We start from the raw sequence: 16,234 nt of genomic DNA, 5'->3' as shown, positions 1-16,234 counted from the left end.
GCCGGCTTGCCGGCGATCTCCCCCGCATCCGCAGTCGCCATTGGGCGTCAACCGGCCCCGCCGCGCGAGATCTTGTGCAGCAGCCAGTCGAGGCCGCGGGTCGGGAGCAACCGGCGTGCCGCCCCGACCAGATGCGTCGGCAGCGTCACGTAGTAGCGCGGGCGCGGGCGCGGGCTCTCCAGGGCATGGATCAGGTGCCGCAGCACGGCCTCGGGGGGCAGGGTGAAGGGCTGCACCGGCCCCTCGCGGAGGAGGCGCGCCTCCATCGCCTCGTAGGCCCTGCGGTGGGGGCTGTGGCTGGTGTCGATGTGGCGGCGCCACATCGCGTAGGCGTTATCACGGAAGCGGCTGGTGATCGGGCCTGGTTCGATCAGCGCGACATGGATGCCGCTGCCGCGCAGTTCCTGGCGCAGGCAGTCGGTGAGCCCCTCGAGGGCGAATTTGCTCGCGACATAGGCGCCGCGGTAGGGCAGGCCGACCAGCCCGAGCAGCGAGCTGTTCTGGACGATGCGCCCGCCGCCCTGGCGGCGCATCACCGGGATCAGCCGGCAAGCCAGGTCGTGGGCGCCGAGCAGGTTGGTCTCCATCTGGCCGCGCAGGGCCTCGCGGGTCAGGTCCTCGACCGCCCCCGGCTGGCCGAAGCCGGCGTTGTTGAACAGGCCCCACAGTCGATCGCCGGTCTGCTCCAGCGTCGCCGCGACCGCCTCGGCGATGCTCGCCGGGTCGTCGACGTCGAGGCGTACGGCCTGGAGACCCTCCTCGCGCAGCCGGGCGACGTCGGCGGCGCGTCGCGCCGAGGCGACGACCTGGTAGCCGCGCCGGGCGAGCCCGTGGGCGCAGGCGTGGCCGATGCCGCTGGAACAGCCGGTGATGAGGATGGCGCGGTGTTCGGTGGGCATGGTCTTGCTCCGTCTCGGCGGTCCGCAGGGTGGCGCCATTATCGCGCGGATCCGCGACCGAGGGCGCCTGGGGCGGTTGGGACGGCGTGACGGTGTGCACGTTCTAGATCAGCGCCCGCGTTCGAGTTCCGCCAAACGTCGTTCCAATGCCTCGATCTCCCGGCGCTGCACCTTGAATTGCTTGAGCAGGCGCGGCAACTGGGCCAAGGCCGCCAGCTCCTTGAAGGTCTCCCTCATCGGACGCGCCGGGGTGCCGAAGACCGCCGCGCCGGCGGGCACATCCCTGGTCACGCCGGACTGGCCGCCGACGCGTGCCCCAGCGCCCACCTCGACGTGATCGGAGATCGCCACCTGGCCGGCGATCAGCGCCCCGGCCCCGACCGTCGCGCTGCCGGCCACCCCCGCCTGGGCGACGAGGATCGCATGGGCGCCGATGTCCGTGTTGTGGGCGATCTGAACCAGATTGTCGACCTTGGTGCCGCGGCGGATCCGCGTGATCCCAAGGGTCGCGCGGTCGATGCAGCAGTTGCTGCCGATCTCGACGTCGTCCTCGATCTCGACCCGCCCGAGCTGAGGCACCTTGCGGTGGGCCTGGCCGTCCCACTGATAGCCGAAGCCGTCGCCCCCGATCACGGCGCCCGAATGGATCCTGCAGCGCGCCCCCACCCGGCTGTCCCGGTGCAGGGTCGCATTGGCCTCGATCCGGCAGTCGGTCCCCAGCGTCACGCCGGGCCCCAAATAGCAGCCGGGCCCAATGAGGCACCGGGCGCCGATCCGCACGCCGCCCGCGATCACGGCGCAGGCGCCGACGGCGACATCCTCCCCGAGCACCGCGTCGCCGTCGATTACCGCGCTCGCGTGGATGCCGCGCGTGTCGGGCACAGGGATGAAGGACTCGGCAATGCCGAAGAACCCGGCGCGCGGATCCGGGACGCGGATCAGCCGAGGTCCGGCGAGGATGGGGAAGTCGAGCGGGACCAGGATCGCCCCGGCGTGGCTCGTGGCGACGCGCGCGGTCTGGTCCAGGCGCTCGGCGAAGCAGAGGTCCGTCTCGCTGGCCAGTTCCAGGGTGCTGACCCCCTGGATCGTCACCGGCCTGCCGGCGAGGGTGGGGACCGGGATGCCGAGTCGGGCACAGAGTTGGGGGAGGGTCAGGACCATTTGGGCACCATCGGGTGGGGCGGCAGGGCCTGCCGCCAGGCCACCGAGTATGGGCCTTGCGCGGTGTGCTGTCAGCGTGTCCGCCGCGCGCCGACCCTGGGCGGGCGGCCAGGCGGCCGCCCCGCGGTCTCTGCGGCGAGGTCTGGATCGGCCCCGCGTCGGCCCGCCGGGCCGCAGCGGCTTGGCGGCGGGCGGGTCCTCAGCGGCCGATCTTGCGGCCGTCGTTGCGCCGAACCGCGATCAGGCTCGGCTTGGAGACCCGGGTCTCATCGGTCGGCCAGAGCTTGGCGAAGGCCTCGCCGTCGTTCGGGTGCTGGATCGCGCAGAAGAAGGTCTTGTTGTCGCCGGAGAACTCCGGGCCGCAGACCTCGCCGCCCGGCACGCCCGAGAGGAACTGGCGCAGCCGGCCGCGATCGGTCCCCTCGACGGGCACGGCGAAGATGCCGTCGTTCTGGCCGAAGCCGACGCTGCCGCTGAAGTACTGGCCGTCGGTGGCGATCCAGAGGTTGCCGTCATCGTCGTGGACCAGATTGTCCGGATCCGCGATCGGGCTGATGCCGGCCGCGACCGGGTCGGGGATGTCGCCGAAGCGCGTGTCGTGCTCGGCGACGGTCGGGTCGCCGCACTTGACGAGGATATTCCATCGGAAGGTCAGGTCGGCCGGGTCGTCCTCGACCAGCTCGATGATGTGGCCGTGCTCGTTGGCGATCCGCGGGTTGGCCTCGTCCGGCTCGGTGCGGCGGGAGTTGTTGGTCAGGGCGATGTAGACCTTGCCGGTCTGCGGGCTGACCTCGACGTCCTCCGGGCGGTCCATCGGCGTCGCCCCGACGCGATCGGCGGCGCCGCGGGTGTCGAGCAGGATCTCCTCCAGCGTCCAGTCCGCCAGCACCGGATTGTCCGGCGAGAGTTCGAGCCAGACGCCGTCGCCCATATCGTCCCCCGCGACATCGCCGACGTCGAAGCGTGCGACATAGAGGGTGCCCCGGTCGAGCAGGTCCAGATTGGCCGCGCGGTCGAAGCGGTCGTAGGTGCCGGCGCTGACGAACTTGTAGACGTACTCGAAGCGGGCGTCGTCGCCGCTGTAGATCGCGACCCGCCCGTCGCGGGCGATGCGCGCCGCGGCCCCTTCATGCTTGAAGCGACCGAGCGCGGTGCGCTTCTTCGCGGGGGTACCCGGGTCGTAGGGGTCGACCTCGACCACGTAGCCGAAGCGGTTGTATTCGTTCGGCTCCTTGGCGAGGTCGAAGCGCTCGACGACATCCTCCCAGCGGCGCTCGCTCGCCCCGTCCGGGGCCGGGATGCGTTCGCTGACGGCGCGGCTCGCGCCGGTGACGGCGGCGAAGTTCGCGAAGTACTGATCGAAGTTCTCCTCGCAGGTCAGGATCGTCCCCCAGGGGGTCTTGCCGCCGGCGCAGTTGTTCAGCGAGCCGAGCACCTCGACCCCGTCCGGATCGGCCGACGTGCGCATCAGGGCATGGCCGCGCAATGGGCCGGCGATCTCGATCGGCGTCGAGCCGGTCGAGCGGCGGTTGAACGGCGAGCCGCGCTCGAAGCGCCAGCGACCGTCGTCCCCGAGGCGCAGCTCGACGATCGAGAAGCCATGCGCCTCGATCTCGATCCGCACCTGCTCGGCGGTCGGGGCCGCGCTGTCGTAACCGGGGAACATGTCGACGCCCGATGTGTACTCGTGATTGACCACCACGAGCGCGTGTCGGCTGGTCTGCGTGGCGAGCCGCGGGTAGAGGAGGCCGAGGCTGCGGTTGGCGATCGCCCCGAGGCGGCCGCGGATACCGACCGAGCGTGCGACGAGGCGCGGCAGCGGATACCAGAGGACCAGGTCCGCGTTGAACCCGAACTGCTGGGCCTGGGCCGCGGGGCTCTGCTGGTCGACATCGAACTCGGGCGCCGCGGGCGTCAGCGGGTCGCCCCAGCGCAGGAGGATGTCGACCGAGTAGCCGGGCGGTACGACGATATCCGGCTCGTTGCCCGGGGGCACCGTCTCGAAGGTCAGGCGGCTGCCCGGGTCGCGGTGGCGCGGCGCGGCCACGGCGGGCGACGGGGCCAGGAGCGCGCTCGGCGCGATCACGAGCGTCGCGCCGGCGACGGCCGAACCCTTCAGCAGGGCGCGGCGGCTGATCGCGCGGTCGATGACGCTGGCGAGCGGCTCGCCGGCGGTGGGACGGGTCGCCGTCCCGGGGAGCACATCGGCGGTACCGTCATTATCCCAACGAAAATTGTCTGGATTGGGCGCATGGGTCTTGTCATCCATCGTCGATACCTCGGGTCAATCAGGTGGGTTTGGGCGTCTCGGCGGTCGGTGTGCGCCGGCAAGGCGGCCGGCGCAGGACCTAGATGGAGTGGGCTTGTGACCGATGGGTGACCGGGCCGTGAAGATTCTTCGACGATGGTCCGGTATTCCGCCGCCGGATCGGCCCTTGGCGGCAGGGCGATCAGGCACGCAGGGGCGCGACTGGGCCTGTCCGCGTGCGCCGGGCGGCTCGGGCCGATCCTGTTCCAGCTCCCGCCGTGCTGGCGCGTCGATCCACGGCGGCTTCGAGGATTCCCAGCCGCGCTCGATGGTGGCTTCCGCCACGCCTTCGAGTTGCGTGACCACGGCTGGCTCGTCGAGCCCGTCTATGACCTGCTGCCCCGTCTGGCGCGGCGCTCTGCCTCTACGAGTTCGACGGCTTCCGCACGCCCGAGCGCCTCACGGCCGACTTCGTCTACGTCCGCTTCGCCAGCGACGAGGCTGGTCTTGGCGTGCGCAACGCGCTGACGCTCCGGGCTCCGGTGCGCGAGCGGGTCGGCACCGGTTGACGCCGGCGACTCGCGTGTCGATGGCTCCGTCGTGGCCGCCCGTGCGGGCCGCCGGGCATCGGCTGTCGGGGCATTTGCCGACGGGGCGGGGGCAATGCGACCGACGGGCGGCGGGCCGAGGGTGCGCGGGTCCCTCAGTCGCTCGCCGACTCGGGTGGGGGCGCCTGGAGTAGTTCTTGCCGCCCGTTTGGCAACGCCGATCACTGGTGCGCGGTGGCCAAGATCGGTGCGCGAGCCAAGCGTCCGGTTATCGTCTCGAATCGCGAGCGACGGTTGCCGGGCCGAACGCCAACGAGGAGGCCAATCATGCGCGAAGCAAGGCAGATCGGTGAGTTTGCCAATCAACTGCGCGGGCACCTGATTCAGCCCGAGGATCCCGCCTACGAGTCGGCGCGGCGCATCTACAACGGGATGATCGACAAGCGTCCGGCCCTGATCGCGCGCTGCGCCGATGTCGCCGACGTGATGCGGGCCATTCGCTTCGCCCGCGACAATGATGTCACGCTCGCCTTGCGCAGCGGGGGGCACAATGGTGCGGGACTGAGCCTCTGCGACGATGGATTGGTCGTCGATCTCTCGTCGCAGAAGGGCATTCGCGTCGACCCGCAGGCGCGTACCGTGCGCGTCGAGCCAGGTTGCACTTGGGGAGATGTCGACCATGCGACCCACGCCTTCGGGCTCGCCACGGTCAGCGGCATCATCTCGACGACCGGTGTCGCCGGCCTCACGCTCGGCGGTGGCCACGGCTACCTCTCGCGCCAGTACGGACTGACCATCGACAATCTCCTCGAGGCCGATGTGGCACTCGCCGACGGCAGCCTGGTCCGCGCCAGCGCCGAGGAGCATCCCGATCTGTTCTGGGCCTTGCGCGGTGGCGGCGGCAATTTCGGCGTCGTGACCTCGTTTCTGTTGCGGCTGCATCCCGTCGCGATGGTCCAGGCCGGTCCGGCGTTTTGGTCGATGGACGATGCGGAGGTGATCCTCAAGTGGTATCGGGAGTTCATGCCCCGCGCGCCGCGCGAGCTCTACGGCTTCTTCGCCTTTCTCGAGGTTCCCCCCTCGCCGCTGTTCCCGTCGGGCCTGCATGGCCGCCGGGTCTGCTCGGTTCTCTGGTGCTACAGCGGTCCACCGGAACGCGCCGACGAGGTGCTGGCACAGGTACGCGGCGTCCACGACCCGCTATTCGAGCACATCGACACCGTCCCCTATCCGTTGCTGCAAGGCCTCTTCGACCAATTCTATCCGCCCGGGCTGCAATGGTACTGGAAGGGGGATTTCGTCAACGAGATCCCGGACGAGGCCGTGGACAAGCATGGACGCCACGCGCGCGGCCTGCCAACGCCCCTGTCGACGATGCACCTCTATCCCATCGACGGGGTCGTGCAGCAGGTCGCGAGCGACGCGACCGCCTTCGCCTATCGCGACTGCCAGTGGTCGTCCCTGATCGCTGGCGTGGCCGAGGACCCGGCGGATGGCGACCGTGTCCGCGACTGGGCGCGCGGCTATTGGCAAGATCTGCACCCGTACTCGGCTGGTGGTTCCTATGTGAACTTTCTCGAAGAGGAGGGCGAGGCACGGGTGCGGTCCGCCTATCGGGGCAACTACGAACGACTCGTTGACGTCAAGACGCAGTATGACCCCGACAATCTGTTCCGCCGAAACCAGAACATCCCGCCCCGATGAGGGTGCACGCGCGGGGCCGGTCGCCGTGGTGATCGTCTCGCGGGCGGGGACGACGTCGACGCCGACGCCGCTCCGGGTGCTGGCCCGCCATCGTCCGGCCCTTGGGCGCGCGTGCGGGAGCCGCCGATCCGTTGCCTTACCGCTACGGTGACGCGGTCAACTGCGGTACGTGGCTCAGTCGGTGACCGGCAGCCCCTCGGCCTGCCAGCCGGTCATCCCGCCGAGGACATTGAAGATGGCCGGGTGGCCGTGGCGCTGGAGGATGCTCGCGGCGACCGACGAGCGGTAACCGCTGCCGCAGATCGCGGCGACCGGGCGCTCGCGCGGGATCTCGTCGAGGCGGCGGGTGAGTTCGGCGCCGGTGATGTGGGTCGCCCGGGCGATGTGCCCGGCCGACCACTCGGCCGGCTGGCGGACGTCGAGCACGAGCAGATCGCGGTCCCTCTCGATCGCCTCGTGGAGCTGCCAGATGGTCCACTGCGGCAGGATGTCGATCGGCATCCCGGCCGTGCGCCATGCGAGCATGCCCCCGGCGAGCCAGCCCTGCGGCAGTTCGTAGCCGATGCGCAGCAGTTGCCAGCAGACCTCCCAGAGGTCGTCCGGCTGCTCCAGGACGAGGATCAGCGGCCTGTCGTAGGGCAGTACGCTGCCGGCCCAGGTCGGGAACGAGGTGCCGATGCCGACGTTGACGGCCCCCGGGACGTGCGCCGTGAAGGCCTCCGGGGAGCGGCAGTCGAGGACGATCGCGCCGTCGCGGCGCCGATGTTCGAACGCCTCGACGCCGAGCGGCGGCGGGTCGGCCAGGACCCCGAGCGGCGGTGGACCGGCCGTGTTGAGCCGACGCATCCGCGGCCAGTAGGGTGGCACCGCCGGCAGATCCTTCAGGTCCAGGCAATGGCGCACCAGCGCGTTGGCGTCGGAGAGGTCGGCGAGGAGCCTGTTCAGCCGCCGCTCGTAGCCGATCGTCGTCGATAGCCGGCTGCCGATGTGGCCGCCGCAGAGCGAGCCGGCGACATGGGTCGGGTAGACCTCGACGAAGTCCGGTAGCGTCAGGATCTTGCCCTGGAGCGTCTCGCAGAACTGCTCGGCGCCACGGCGCGTCGCCTCCTCGTCGCCGAGCAGGTCGGGGCGGGCCAGATCGCCGACCAGCAGGGCGCCGCCCGAGAGGAGGATCGCCGGCTCGTCGCCGCGCGAGCGGTCGGTGAGCAGCAGGCTGATGTGCTCCGGCGTGTGCCCGGGTGTGTGCAAGAGCTCGATCGTCACCTCGCCCATCTCGAGGCGCGCGCCGTCCTCCAGCGACCGCGTCGGGTAGCCGAGCTCGGCGCGCGCCCCGGACAGGAGCTCGATATCGCCGCGCGCGGGCAGCTCGCAGATCCCGGTCAGATAGTCGTTGTGCTGGTGGGTGTCGCAGGCGTAGCGGATGCGCATCCCCTGGTTGCGCGCCTCGGCGAAGTAGGTCTCCACGTCGCGGCGCACGTCGAGCACCAGGGCCTCGCCGGTCTCCTCCGAGCCGACGAAGTAGGACGCGTGGCCGAGGCTCTCGAGATAGAACTGCTTGAAGAACATGATGATCTCCCGTCTGGCTGGCCGGCGACCGGCACGGGCCGCGCCGGCGGGCGAAAACCACCGACGATGGTGGTTTTGCCGGGGCCGGATCGGGCTGTGGGCCGCCAGCGGTCTCCGCGGCGAGGGCCGCAAGATCGGGGCCGTCCCCCGGGCACGGGCGCCATCGTCGCGAGGACGACGGCGCTCGGCCCCTGTGGCTGCGCGTCCCCCGCCGCCATCTGTTCCACGAAGGGCTGCCGAGCGCGCCCCGCGCCGGCAGCGCACCCCAACCTCGCAGCGGAGGTCGTCATGAATCCACTGGAGACCTATCGGCGGCACTGCCCGTCATGTGGTGAGCCGTTGGAGATCCTCATCGACCTGAGCGCCGGCTCGCAGCGTTACGTCGAGGACTGCTCGGTCTGCTGCGCCCCGATGGTCGTGACCGTCACCCTGGGCGCGGGCGACGACGAGCCGCCGCAGGTCACGCTCGGGCGCGAGGACGATGCCTGACGGGGTCTTGAATTCTCGGCAGCGGCCTTGAAACTGTAGCGCTGGTGTGCCATTTATCGGCCCTCGCGGCCGCCGCTGGGGGTGCGGGACATCCGGGCGTGCCCGATCAGGGCGCGAACGCCCCGGCGTGTCGCCCGGGCGCACGGCCGCGGCAGTGCGCAGACGGCGTCGGCGTGCTGCATCTCGAAGGCCTGCCCGGAGGGCAATGGCCCGAGAATCGCCCAATCAAAGGCACCTCGAACGATTCGAGGTCCCCTCGAGAATCCAGGATCATAACGATGAGCGAGATCGACAGAGGACAGTACCTGATCGCCGAGGAGCCCTACTATCGGGCCGTCGGCAACGAGGTGGAGATGTACGAGGCGGCCTATGCCGCGCGGATGCCGGTGATGCTCAAGGGGCCGACTGGCTGCGGCAAATCGCGCTTCGTCGAGCACATGGCGTGGCGGCTCGGCAAGCCGCTGATCACGGTCGCCTGCAACGAGGACATGACGGCCTCGGACCTGGTCGGGCGCTTCCTCCTCGACATCAACGGCACCAAGTGGCAGGACGGCCCGCTGACGGTCGCCGCCCGGATCGGGGCCATCTGCTACCTCGACGAGGTCGTCGAGGCGCGCCAGGACACGACCGTCGTCATCCACCCGCTGACCGACCACCGGCGCAACCTGCCGCTGGAGAAGAAGGGCGAGCTGGTTCAGGCCCACCCCGACTTCCAGTTGGTGATCTCCTACAACCCGGGCTATCAGAGCCTGATGAAAGACCTCAAACAGTCGACCAAGCAGCGCTTCGGCGCGCTCGATTTCGACTATCCAACCGCCGAGATCGAGACGGAGATCGTCGCCCACGAGGGTGGCGTCGATCGGGCGACCGCCGAGAAGCTAGTCCAGGTCGCCCAGCGCAGCCGCAACCTCAAGGGCCACGGACTCGACGAGGGCATGTCGACGCGGCTCCTGGTCTACGCCGCGCAGCTGATCGGCAAGGGCATCGACCCGCAACCGGCCTGCCGCATGGCCCTGGTCCGGCCGCTGACCGACGACCCGGACATGCGCGACACGCTGGATGCGGCGGTGAATACCTATTTCTGAGGCGTGCAAGGCTTGAACCGCGGAGGCGCAGAGGGCGCAGAGGATGCGCAGAGATGAAGTGGGGCTCGATCCATCCCTCAATCGACTGAGTGGGCGGGTCATCGGCGCCGCGATTGAAGTCCATCGCGAGCTCGGCCCGGGTTACCTGGAGGCCGTCTATGAGGAGGCATTGTGCTTCGAGCTTTCCAGGCAGGCCATCCCGTTTCTGCGCCAGTATCGGTTCAATACCCTGTACAAGGGCCATCCGGTTGGCCACGGCCGGATCGACCTGTTGGTCGCGGATACCCTTCTGGTTGAGCTGAAAGCAGTCGATGAGCTTGCGGCGATTCATCGGGCCCAGGTGATCGCTTATCTGCGAGCACTCGGGAAACCGCTTGGCTTGCTCATCAATTTCAACGTGCCCCAGCTCAAAGAGGGGGTCCGCCGAATCATCCTCAGCGGTTGACTCCGTGTCCTCCGTGTCTCTGCGGTGAGAAGCCCAAGAATCCCATGACCATCGATTTCAGCCAATACGTCTCCTGTCTCGCCACCGACGCCGATCACCCGCATCGCGAGGCGCTGGAGTCGAGCTACCACGAGGCCTCGCGGGTGATGTCGCCGCGCGGGCTCGACAACTACCTGACCGGTCTGCGCGCGATGTGCACGATGGGCAAGGGCCAGGACCTGGTGCTGACCTACGCGGGCGAGATGCCGCGGGTCGTCAAGGAGGTCGGCGAGGACATCGTGCCCGACATCGTCGAGGCCCTGATGAAGCTCGCCTCGCACACCTCGGGCACCGTCATCACGCTGATCATGGCGAGCCTGCCGCTCGCCGCCGGCCGCCTCGGCGACGCCGAGGTGCTGCGCGGCTACCTGGGCCTGCTCCACCAGCTCGCCGGCAAGGCCCCGCGGGGGCTGCGCCCGATGATGGAGAACATCGACGAACTCCTCTCGAAGCTGACCCTCGGTGGCCTGCGCCGCTGGGCGCTGTGGGGCGCCCAGGCCCATCAGCGCGACCTCGAGGGTCAGATGGCCTACTTCGGCCTCAAGACCGAGTCGGCCCGCGCCGTGCTCCAGAAGGAACGGCGCGGCACCCTCTTCGTCGACAACCAGCGGCGTCTCAACTTCTACCTGCGGGCGCTGTGGGCGCGGGCCTTCTTCATGCGCCCGACCTCGGGCGACTACGAGTCGCGCCAGGGCCTCAAGCCCTACATCGAGGACTTCCAGATCCATCTGCCGGACGCCTTCGACGTCTGGCACGGCATCTCGGGCCTCGAGGTCTACCGGGCCGCCGCCGCCCACTGTGCCGCGCACATGGTCTACACCCAGGCGCGGCTCAGCGCCGAGCAGCTCTCGCCGGCGCAGATGCGCTTCATCGCCCTGTTCGAGGACGCCCGCATCGAACACCTGGCGATCCGCGACTTCCCGGGCCTGAAGAAGCTCTGGTTGCAGTTCTTCACGGCGCCGATGACGCCCGATGACGACTACGACGAGCGTCACCCGATGCTCGACCTGATGGTGCGCCTCGCCCATGCCTTGCTCGACGAGGATCACCGCGACGGCGAGCCGCTGGTCGACGAGGCGGCCGCCGCCTTCCGCGCCGAACTCGCGGTGCGCCCCGACGACAACCGCATCAGCTGGCTCGCCGGCGTCACCTTCTACAACCAGGCCACCGCGCGGCTGCCGCTGCCGAACCTGCGCATCCTCGAGGCCTGGCCGCAGCCCTACCGCGACGACAACCGCTACATCTGGGCCTTCAGCGAGAACCTGTTCACCGAGCGCGGCATCGACTACCTGCCGGCCTCGCAGCAGCAGGTGCGCAAGTACGTCTCGGCCGTCGAGTTGGCCAACGAGGTCGACGTCGAGACTGCCGGCGACGACGCCCAGGAGGTCTGGATCTGCGCCACCGAGTTCTTCCCCTACGAGGACGAAGGCATCTCCTACAACCAGATCGAGGGCAAGGAGCCGGTCTCCGAGCCCTACCGCTACCAGGAGTGGGACTACCAGGCCCAGCTCTTCCGCCCCGACTGGGTCACGGTGCTGGAGCGTCGTCAGGGCCGAGGCGACCCGGAGCGGATGGACGAGATCCTGACCAAGCACAAGCCGATCGCGAGCCGCATCCGCCACCTGATCGATGCCCTGCAACCCCAGGGGATCGTGCGCCGGCGCGGCTACGAGGAGGGCGAGGAGCTCGACCTCAACGCCGCCGTGCGTGCGATGATCGACATCCGCCGTGGCCTGATGCCCGACCCGCGGATCAATATTCGCATCACCCGCCACCTGCGCGACCTCGCGATCGTCGTGCTGATGGACCTGTCCGAATCGACGAACGAACCGACCGATGCCGACGACCCGGACAGCCCGAGCATCCTGACGCTGACCCGCGAGGCGACCGGGCTCCTCGCCTGGGCCATCGACAGCATCGGCGACGCGTTCGCCGTGCACGGCTTCGCCTCCGACGGGCGGCACGACGTCCAGTATTACCGCTTCAAGGACTTCGGTCAGCGCTACGACGACGAGGCCAAGTCGCGCCTGGCCGGCATGAAGGGCGGCCTCTCGACCCGCATGGGCGCCGCGCTGCGCCACGCCGGCTGGCACCTCTCGCAGCAGGGCGCGACCAAGCGGCTCGTGCTGCTGATCACCGACGGCGAGCCGGCCGACATCGACGAGCGCGACCCCCAGTACCTGCGCCACGACGCGAAGAAGGCCGTCGAGGACCTGCGCCGGCTCGGCATCCACACCTACTGCCTGACGTTGGATCCGGATGCCGACCGCTACGTCGCGCGCATCTTCGGCGAGAACGGCTACTCGATCGTCGACCAGGTCGAACGGCTCCCCGAGCGCCTCCCGGCCGTCTTCGCGGCGCTGACCGGCTGACCACCGACCTGGCCGCAGCGCCGAGCCGCGGAGGTCGGCTCGGCGCGCCGCCCCGGCGTTCCAGTGCAAGCCTGCGGAATGCCCGAGACCGCACGCCGCGGCCTAAAACCACTCGCGTGGTAGGCGCCCGCCGGCGGGCGATGTGCGCGGAGTCCGCCAGGGTGCCCCCACGCCGGCGTCATCGCCGGCCGCAAATCAAGTGTCCTCTATCGCTCCTATCGAGTCTGACAGACGACTAGATCGCCAAGGGTCCCTGTATGCCGGGCAGAGCCGATACCTGACGTTGCCCCTCTGGGCCTGACAGGCTGATCTGACCCTGTTCATCCACAGTCCATACCTATCGGGCACCATAGCCGAGGTAGAGCCGGACCTTGTCTTCGATCTCAGCGGGCGCATTCGACGGTGACAGGATCTCGATACAGAGCTCGGGAGCCTGCGGATAGGGCGTGGTATCGCCGTGCTGCCGCTGGAACTCGGGCGACATCCACACGACATCGGCGACTTTGACACCCGCATGGGTACCGATAGAACACTCGGTCGCAATCTCACCATCGCTAAGCAGACGCGCCAGAAGGCGGACCAGCCTGGCCTGTTGGGCCCCATGACGGTTCGAGGCTGGACTCGTCACGATCCTTCCCTGTGCATCCAGTTCGATCTTATAAGGAAGATCGCGCAGGCTGGGATCATTGATGACATCGGACCATTGCATTTCAGAAAACTCTAATAAGGGCGGCAAACGCACATAGTCACGCCAGTGCTGAAGAAAGTATATCCGCAAAATATAAGCGTTTTCAGTCTTGGCGGCGACCGCCACGGCCGGCGACGGACACCGTCGAGTCATCCCTTTCGGGTTGGTAACAACCTGGGATGTTCAATCTGGCTGGTCTCACGTTCGACCAAGTTCGTGAATGCGGTGGATCTCAGCCTGGGTGAATCTTCCGCTTCGCTCCAGCTCTATCTGATTCAGCCAAAACTCGCAGATTTCGTCGTCGCATTCCACGCGAATGTGCGGTGGATCATCTCGGTCGCCTGCAAAGAAAAAGGGATCTGTAAGGGCCAACGCGAAGAGTTGTCGGCACTTACTGAAACCTTTGGGGCGATTCACCTAGCATAGCGGGAAACCGAAAGCGGCCCGGACAGCGCGAAGGGTGCATTGTGAGACCCCGTGACCCCGGTTTGAATTTCCCCCGGGTGGACAAAGCTACGCGGCTCAGCGCCTCTCGGAGTCGCCGATGTCTCGCCCTGGCCGCCGGATCGGAAAAAAATGCTACGATGCGAGACCTGACCCCGGCGGCATGAATCTGAATCTAAGTTAAGCCAAGAAATGGTAAGTGACCGAGGTTACAAGTGTCATTTTGTAAACCTAACGTTAACGCTCACTGGCGCGAGGAACGGGGGTCCGGTGCAGCGCCTTGTTGGACGCCGATTTCGATCAAGGCTTCACGAAACTGGTGAGCTTTGGTTGTATTAAATCGGAATTCAATTAAACCATTCCAGGCTTCTTGAAAGTCGGATGACTCGAACGAAAGACACAGCTTCTCTTCTTTGGGTATGTCGACATACAGATTTGCTATCTTCGGGTCTTCAAAAGAGATGTTGATTTGACGTTTCCCGTATGTGTAGCAAATCAACCTCTCTTTGGTTACCACAAGGCAACCAGAAAAACCTTCTGAACGATGACGATACCGTTTTCCGGGTCCATTGACATGCTTTGCTATGAACCATCCACTCATTCCTTCATCGTAGACAACAATACCCTCCTGTTCAAGCAGCGGGAGCAATTTCTTAGGGACTGAACCAAGTCCAAGTAGTCTATACAAAAGCGTCTTTTTCATCGGTATCTTTTTTCGCCCAACGTAAAGACTCAGCGGCGCGCGCCTTTGGCGCGTCCGCTGTAGGCGCATGTTATGCGCTTTCCATTTCCTTAAGTGTCTTGCCTTCGTTGTTCTTCCACTACTTCCACTACTTCCACTACGCTTCCACTATGGGGTCACATACCCCACGCATTCCACGCATTGGGGTCAGGTCTTGCAGTCAAGCACCCTACTTTGTTGAGGCTGCCGGCGCGTTGCAGTCTGGTGCGGCCTTGAGGCGTCGTACGGCGCGGCTCACCGTCGAGTAATGCACGCCGAAGAACGCGGCAATCCCCTGCATCGTGCGACGCCGCGTTCCTCGCCGAACTGCCCGAGTAGCCAATCCGTCTCCAACCACGCCGGCGCCGAAGCCCGCCCGACCATCGCCCGGTAGCTGCTCCATGCCCACCCTTCCGCCGCCGGGACCATTCCCGCGCGCACGGGATTCAGCACGACGTAGCGCGCGAGCTCCAACAGGTACGCATCGCGTTCCACCAAGATGGCTTTGAAGCGTCCCTGGAACAGGTGTCCGGCCAGCCCGTGGCGTCGGTTGGTCCTTTGGGTGTAGACACCGTTCAGCTGGCGCATGCCCTTGGACAGGTTGGCCTCAGGTGTCTCGACGACGACGTGGTAATGGTTCGTCATCTGGCAGTAGGCGTGGCACCGCCAGTTGAACCGCTCACAGGCATCGCCGAAGAGCTCCGAAGGGGTCGGGCCATGGGCCAAGTGTAGTCGGGCGGTGCTGGATTGCAAGACCTGACCCTATTTTCCTGACCCCGGCGGTGACCTTACAATGCGAGAACTGACCCCTTCCTCCTTGACCCAATTTCCTTAACCGGCACCAAAAAGCGAAGCATCGCGTAGCTTTTTAGCGTCCGAGTTTATGGCTTTGTTAGGCCCTTTTTTAGTAATCGGCATTTGCATACATCTCTGCTATGTAGCCTTCCCTATCAATCCATTGTTCAAAAGATTCAACATCTTCTGATGCAGCCAGCATCTCGGATAGCTTCTTTTCTTCTAGGACCAGATCGAGCCCACTATCTGCGAACTGCCACGTCGAAACAAGAGCGTCGTTCTTCAGATAATTATCGAACTCATCAAAGAGTTTACAAATATTGTTGAAACTGTCATTCTCGACTGGAAATAGGTTGAAATGAACGCTTTCTCGATGCCCCGACATACTTGCCGGAATTGCTCCAAATCTCGGCAAATGGAAATAAAACGATTGCCCACTCTTCTCAAAACCTCCATGAGCAAAAGTATTTCGGTATTTCTCTTTAACGCTTACAAGCTGTTCATAATAGGCTTGCACAGAAGTCTCACTGACATTGAGTATTCTTTTGAGTTTGTCAGACCAAACCATGCCAACAAAATCAACCAAATTATCAGATTGGCGGTCATAATTAGAAAACGGTAGTGCGAGTACTAAGAAATGTTCGAGACGGCTGAAATATGCGTCAATCATTGCTAACGCATTAAACGAGCCACTTCTTCCAGCACTTAAATTTCTATTGAGAATCTCCGGTGCACCCTCTACCGGATCATTGCTTCTATCGCGTTCTTGTGGAATGTATGATGTTTCAGCCTGCTCTCGAAAATAATGGTACTGACCATCAAGCGTATGAAAGTGATTGGCTATCGTTATCTGAAGTTTCTCATTTCCGCATAGCGAGATCATAATATAAGCAAACACTAATAAACGCGCATATTAGTGAAAGCTTATTGACGAATGCCATGCGGCGGCAATGACAAAAAGGGTGTGACAAGCGCGGGCAAATCGGCGAATAAACAAGCAGTTAAAGGTGAATACGGGCTCGCTTCGGCG

Annotated in this window: 14 protein-coding genes and 1 pseudogene; 6 read left to right on the top strand and 9 right to left on the bottom strand. The window is 66.0% G+C overall.

Annotated features, from left to right (window positions below; all coding sequences use genetic code 11):
• Positions 1–47: 47 nt before the first annotated feature.
• The 3 genes from CKO41_RS11075 to CKO41_RS11065 all read right to left on the bottom strand — a co-directional run bounded on the left by CKO41_RS11075 (position 48) and on the right by CKO41_RS11065 (position 4,329).
• On the bottom strand, positions 48–899 hold the full coding sequence (locus CKO41_RS11075; protein ID WP_200382280.1) for an SDR family NAD(P)-dependent oxidoreductase: 852 nt from the start codon (positions 897–899) through the stop codon (positions 48–50).
• Between the two features lie 108 nt (positions 900–1,007).
• Positions 1,008–2,060: a UDP-3-O-(3-hydroxymyristoyl)glucosamine N-acyltransferase gene (gene lpxD, locus CKO41_RS11070; RefSeq protein WP_200382278.1), complete on the bottom strand. Its 1,053-nt coding sequence runs from the start codon at positions 2,058–2,060 to the stop codon at positions 1,008–1,010.
• 199 nt (positions 2,061–2,259) lie between these two features.
• Positions 2,260–4,329: a PhoX family protein gene (locus CKO41_RS11065; protein WP_200382276.1), complete on the bottom strand. Its 2,070-nt coding sequence runs from the start codon at positions 4,327–4,329 to the stop codon at positions 2,260–2,262.
• Between the two features lie 135 nt (positions 4,330–4,464).
• On the opposite strand from CKO41_RS11065, the gene CKO41_RS19135 reads away from it, so the two are divergent.
• Positions 4,465–4,836: a DUF72 domain-containing protein gene (locus CKO41_RS19135; RefSeq protein ID WP_200250526.1), complete on the top strand. Its 372-nt coding sequence runs from the start codon at positions 4,465–4,467 to the stop codon at positions 4,834–4,836.
• A gap of 347 nt (positions 4,837–5,183) precedes the next feature.
• Entirely contained in the window at positions 5,184–6,560 is a 1,377-nt protein-coding gene (locus CKO41_RS11055; RefSeq protein ID WP_200382274.1) for an FAD-binding oxidoreductase, read from the top strand.
• A gap of 174 nt (positions 6,561–6,734) precedes the next feature.
• On the opposite strand, the gene CKO41_RS11050 is transcribed toward CKO41_RS11055, so the two are convergent.
• Positions 6,735–8,126, bottom strand: coding sequence for an MBL fold metallo-hydrolase (locus CKO41_RS11050; protein WP_200382273.1), 1,392 nt, complete (start codon positions 8,124–8,126; stop codon positions 6,735–6,737).
• A gap of 288 nt (positions 8,127–8,414) precedes the next feature.
• Here CKO41_RS11050 and CKO41_RS11045 point away from each other — a divergent pair, with 288 nt between their 5' ends.
• The 4 genes from CKO41_RS11045 to CKO41_RS11030 all read left to right on the top strand — a co-directional run bounded on the left by CKO41_RS11045 (position 8,415) and on the right by CKO41_RS11030 (position 12,556).
• Complete coding sequence (locus CKO41_RS11045; protein WP_200254196.1) at positions 8,415–8,615, top strand: CPXCG motif-containing cysteine-rich protein; 201 nt, start codon at positions 8,415–8,417, stop codon at positions 8,613–8,615.
• A gap of 278 nt (positions 8,616–8,893) precedes the next feature.
• Positions 8,894–9,700 carry a CbbQ/NirQ/NorQ/GpvN family protein gene (locus CKO41_RS11040; RefSeq protein ID WP_200254198.1) on the top strand — a complete coding sequence of 269 codons (807 nt, stop codon included), beginning with the start codon at positions 8,894–8,896 and terminating at the stop codon, positions 9,698–9,700.
• Positions 9,701–9,743: 43 nt separating this feature from the next.
• Complete coding sequence (locus CKO41_RS11035; protein ID WP_200254199.1) at positions 9,744–10,145, top strand: GxxExxY protein; 402 nt, start codon at positions 9,744–9,746, stop codon at positions 10,143–10,145.
• 44 nt (positions 10,146–10,189) lie between these two features.
• Positions 10,190–12,556, top strand: coding sequence for a nitric oxide reductase activation protein NorD (locus CKO41_RS11030; RefSeq protein ID WP_200254201.1), 2,367 nt, complete (start codon positions 10,190–10,192; stop codon positions 12,554–12,556).
• A 337-nt stretch (positions 12,557–12,893) separates the two neighbouring features.
• Here CKO41_RS11030 and CKO41_RS11025 read toward each other — a convergent pair whose 3' ends face one another.
• The 5 genes and pseudogenes from CKO41_RS11025 to CKO41_RS11005 all read right to left on the bottom strand — a co-directional run bounded on the left by CKO41_RS11025 (position 12,894) and on the right by CKO41_RS11005 (position 16,102).
• Complete coding sequence (locus CKO41_RS11025) at positions 12,894–13,370, bottom strand: Uma2 family endonuclease (RefSeq protein WP_338115570.1); 477 nt, start codon at positions 13,368–13,370, stop codon at positions 12,894–12,896.
• A 72-nt stretch (positions 13,371–13,442) separates the two neighbouring features.
• Positions 13,443–13,556, bottom strand: a complete 114-nt coding sequence (locus CKO41_RS11020; RefSeq protein WP_338115571.1) for a hypothetical protein — start codon at positions 13,554–13,556, stop codon at positions 13,443–13,445.
• Positions 13,557–13,932: 376 nt separating this feature from the next.
• A complete protein-coding gene (locus CKO41_RS11015; RefSeq protein ID WP_200382272.1) occupies positions 13,933–14,391 on the bottom strand; it encodes a hypothetical protein in 459 nt (152 codons plus the stop codon).
• A gap of 330 nt (positions 14,392–14,721) precedes the next feature.
• Positions 14,722–15,108: pseudogene (locus tag CKO41_RS11010) on the bottom strand (transposase); the annotation flags it as partial.
• A gap of 205 nt (positions 15,109–15,313) precedes the next feature.
• Complete coding sequence (locus CKO41_RS11005; protein WP_200382270.1) at positions 15,314–16,102, bottom strand: hypothetical protein; 789 nt, start codon at positions 16,100–16,102, stop codon at positions 15,314–15,316.
• Positions 16,103–16,234: the final 132 nt, after the last annotated feature.

Source organism: Thiococcus pfennigii (assembly GCF_016583835.1).
In the GTDB taxonomy this organism is placed as follows: Bacteria; Pseudomonadota; Gammaproteobacteria; order Chromatiales; family Chromatiaceae; genus Thiococcus; species Thiococcus pfennigii.
This window is presented reverse-complemented; position numbering and strand designations above follow the sequence as displayed.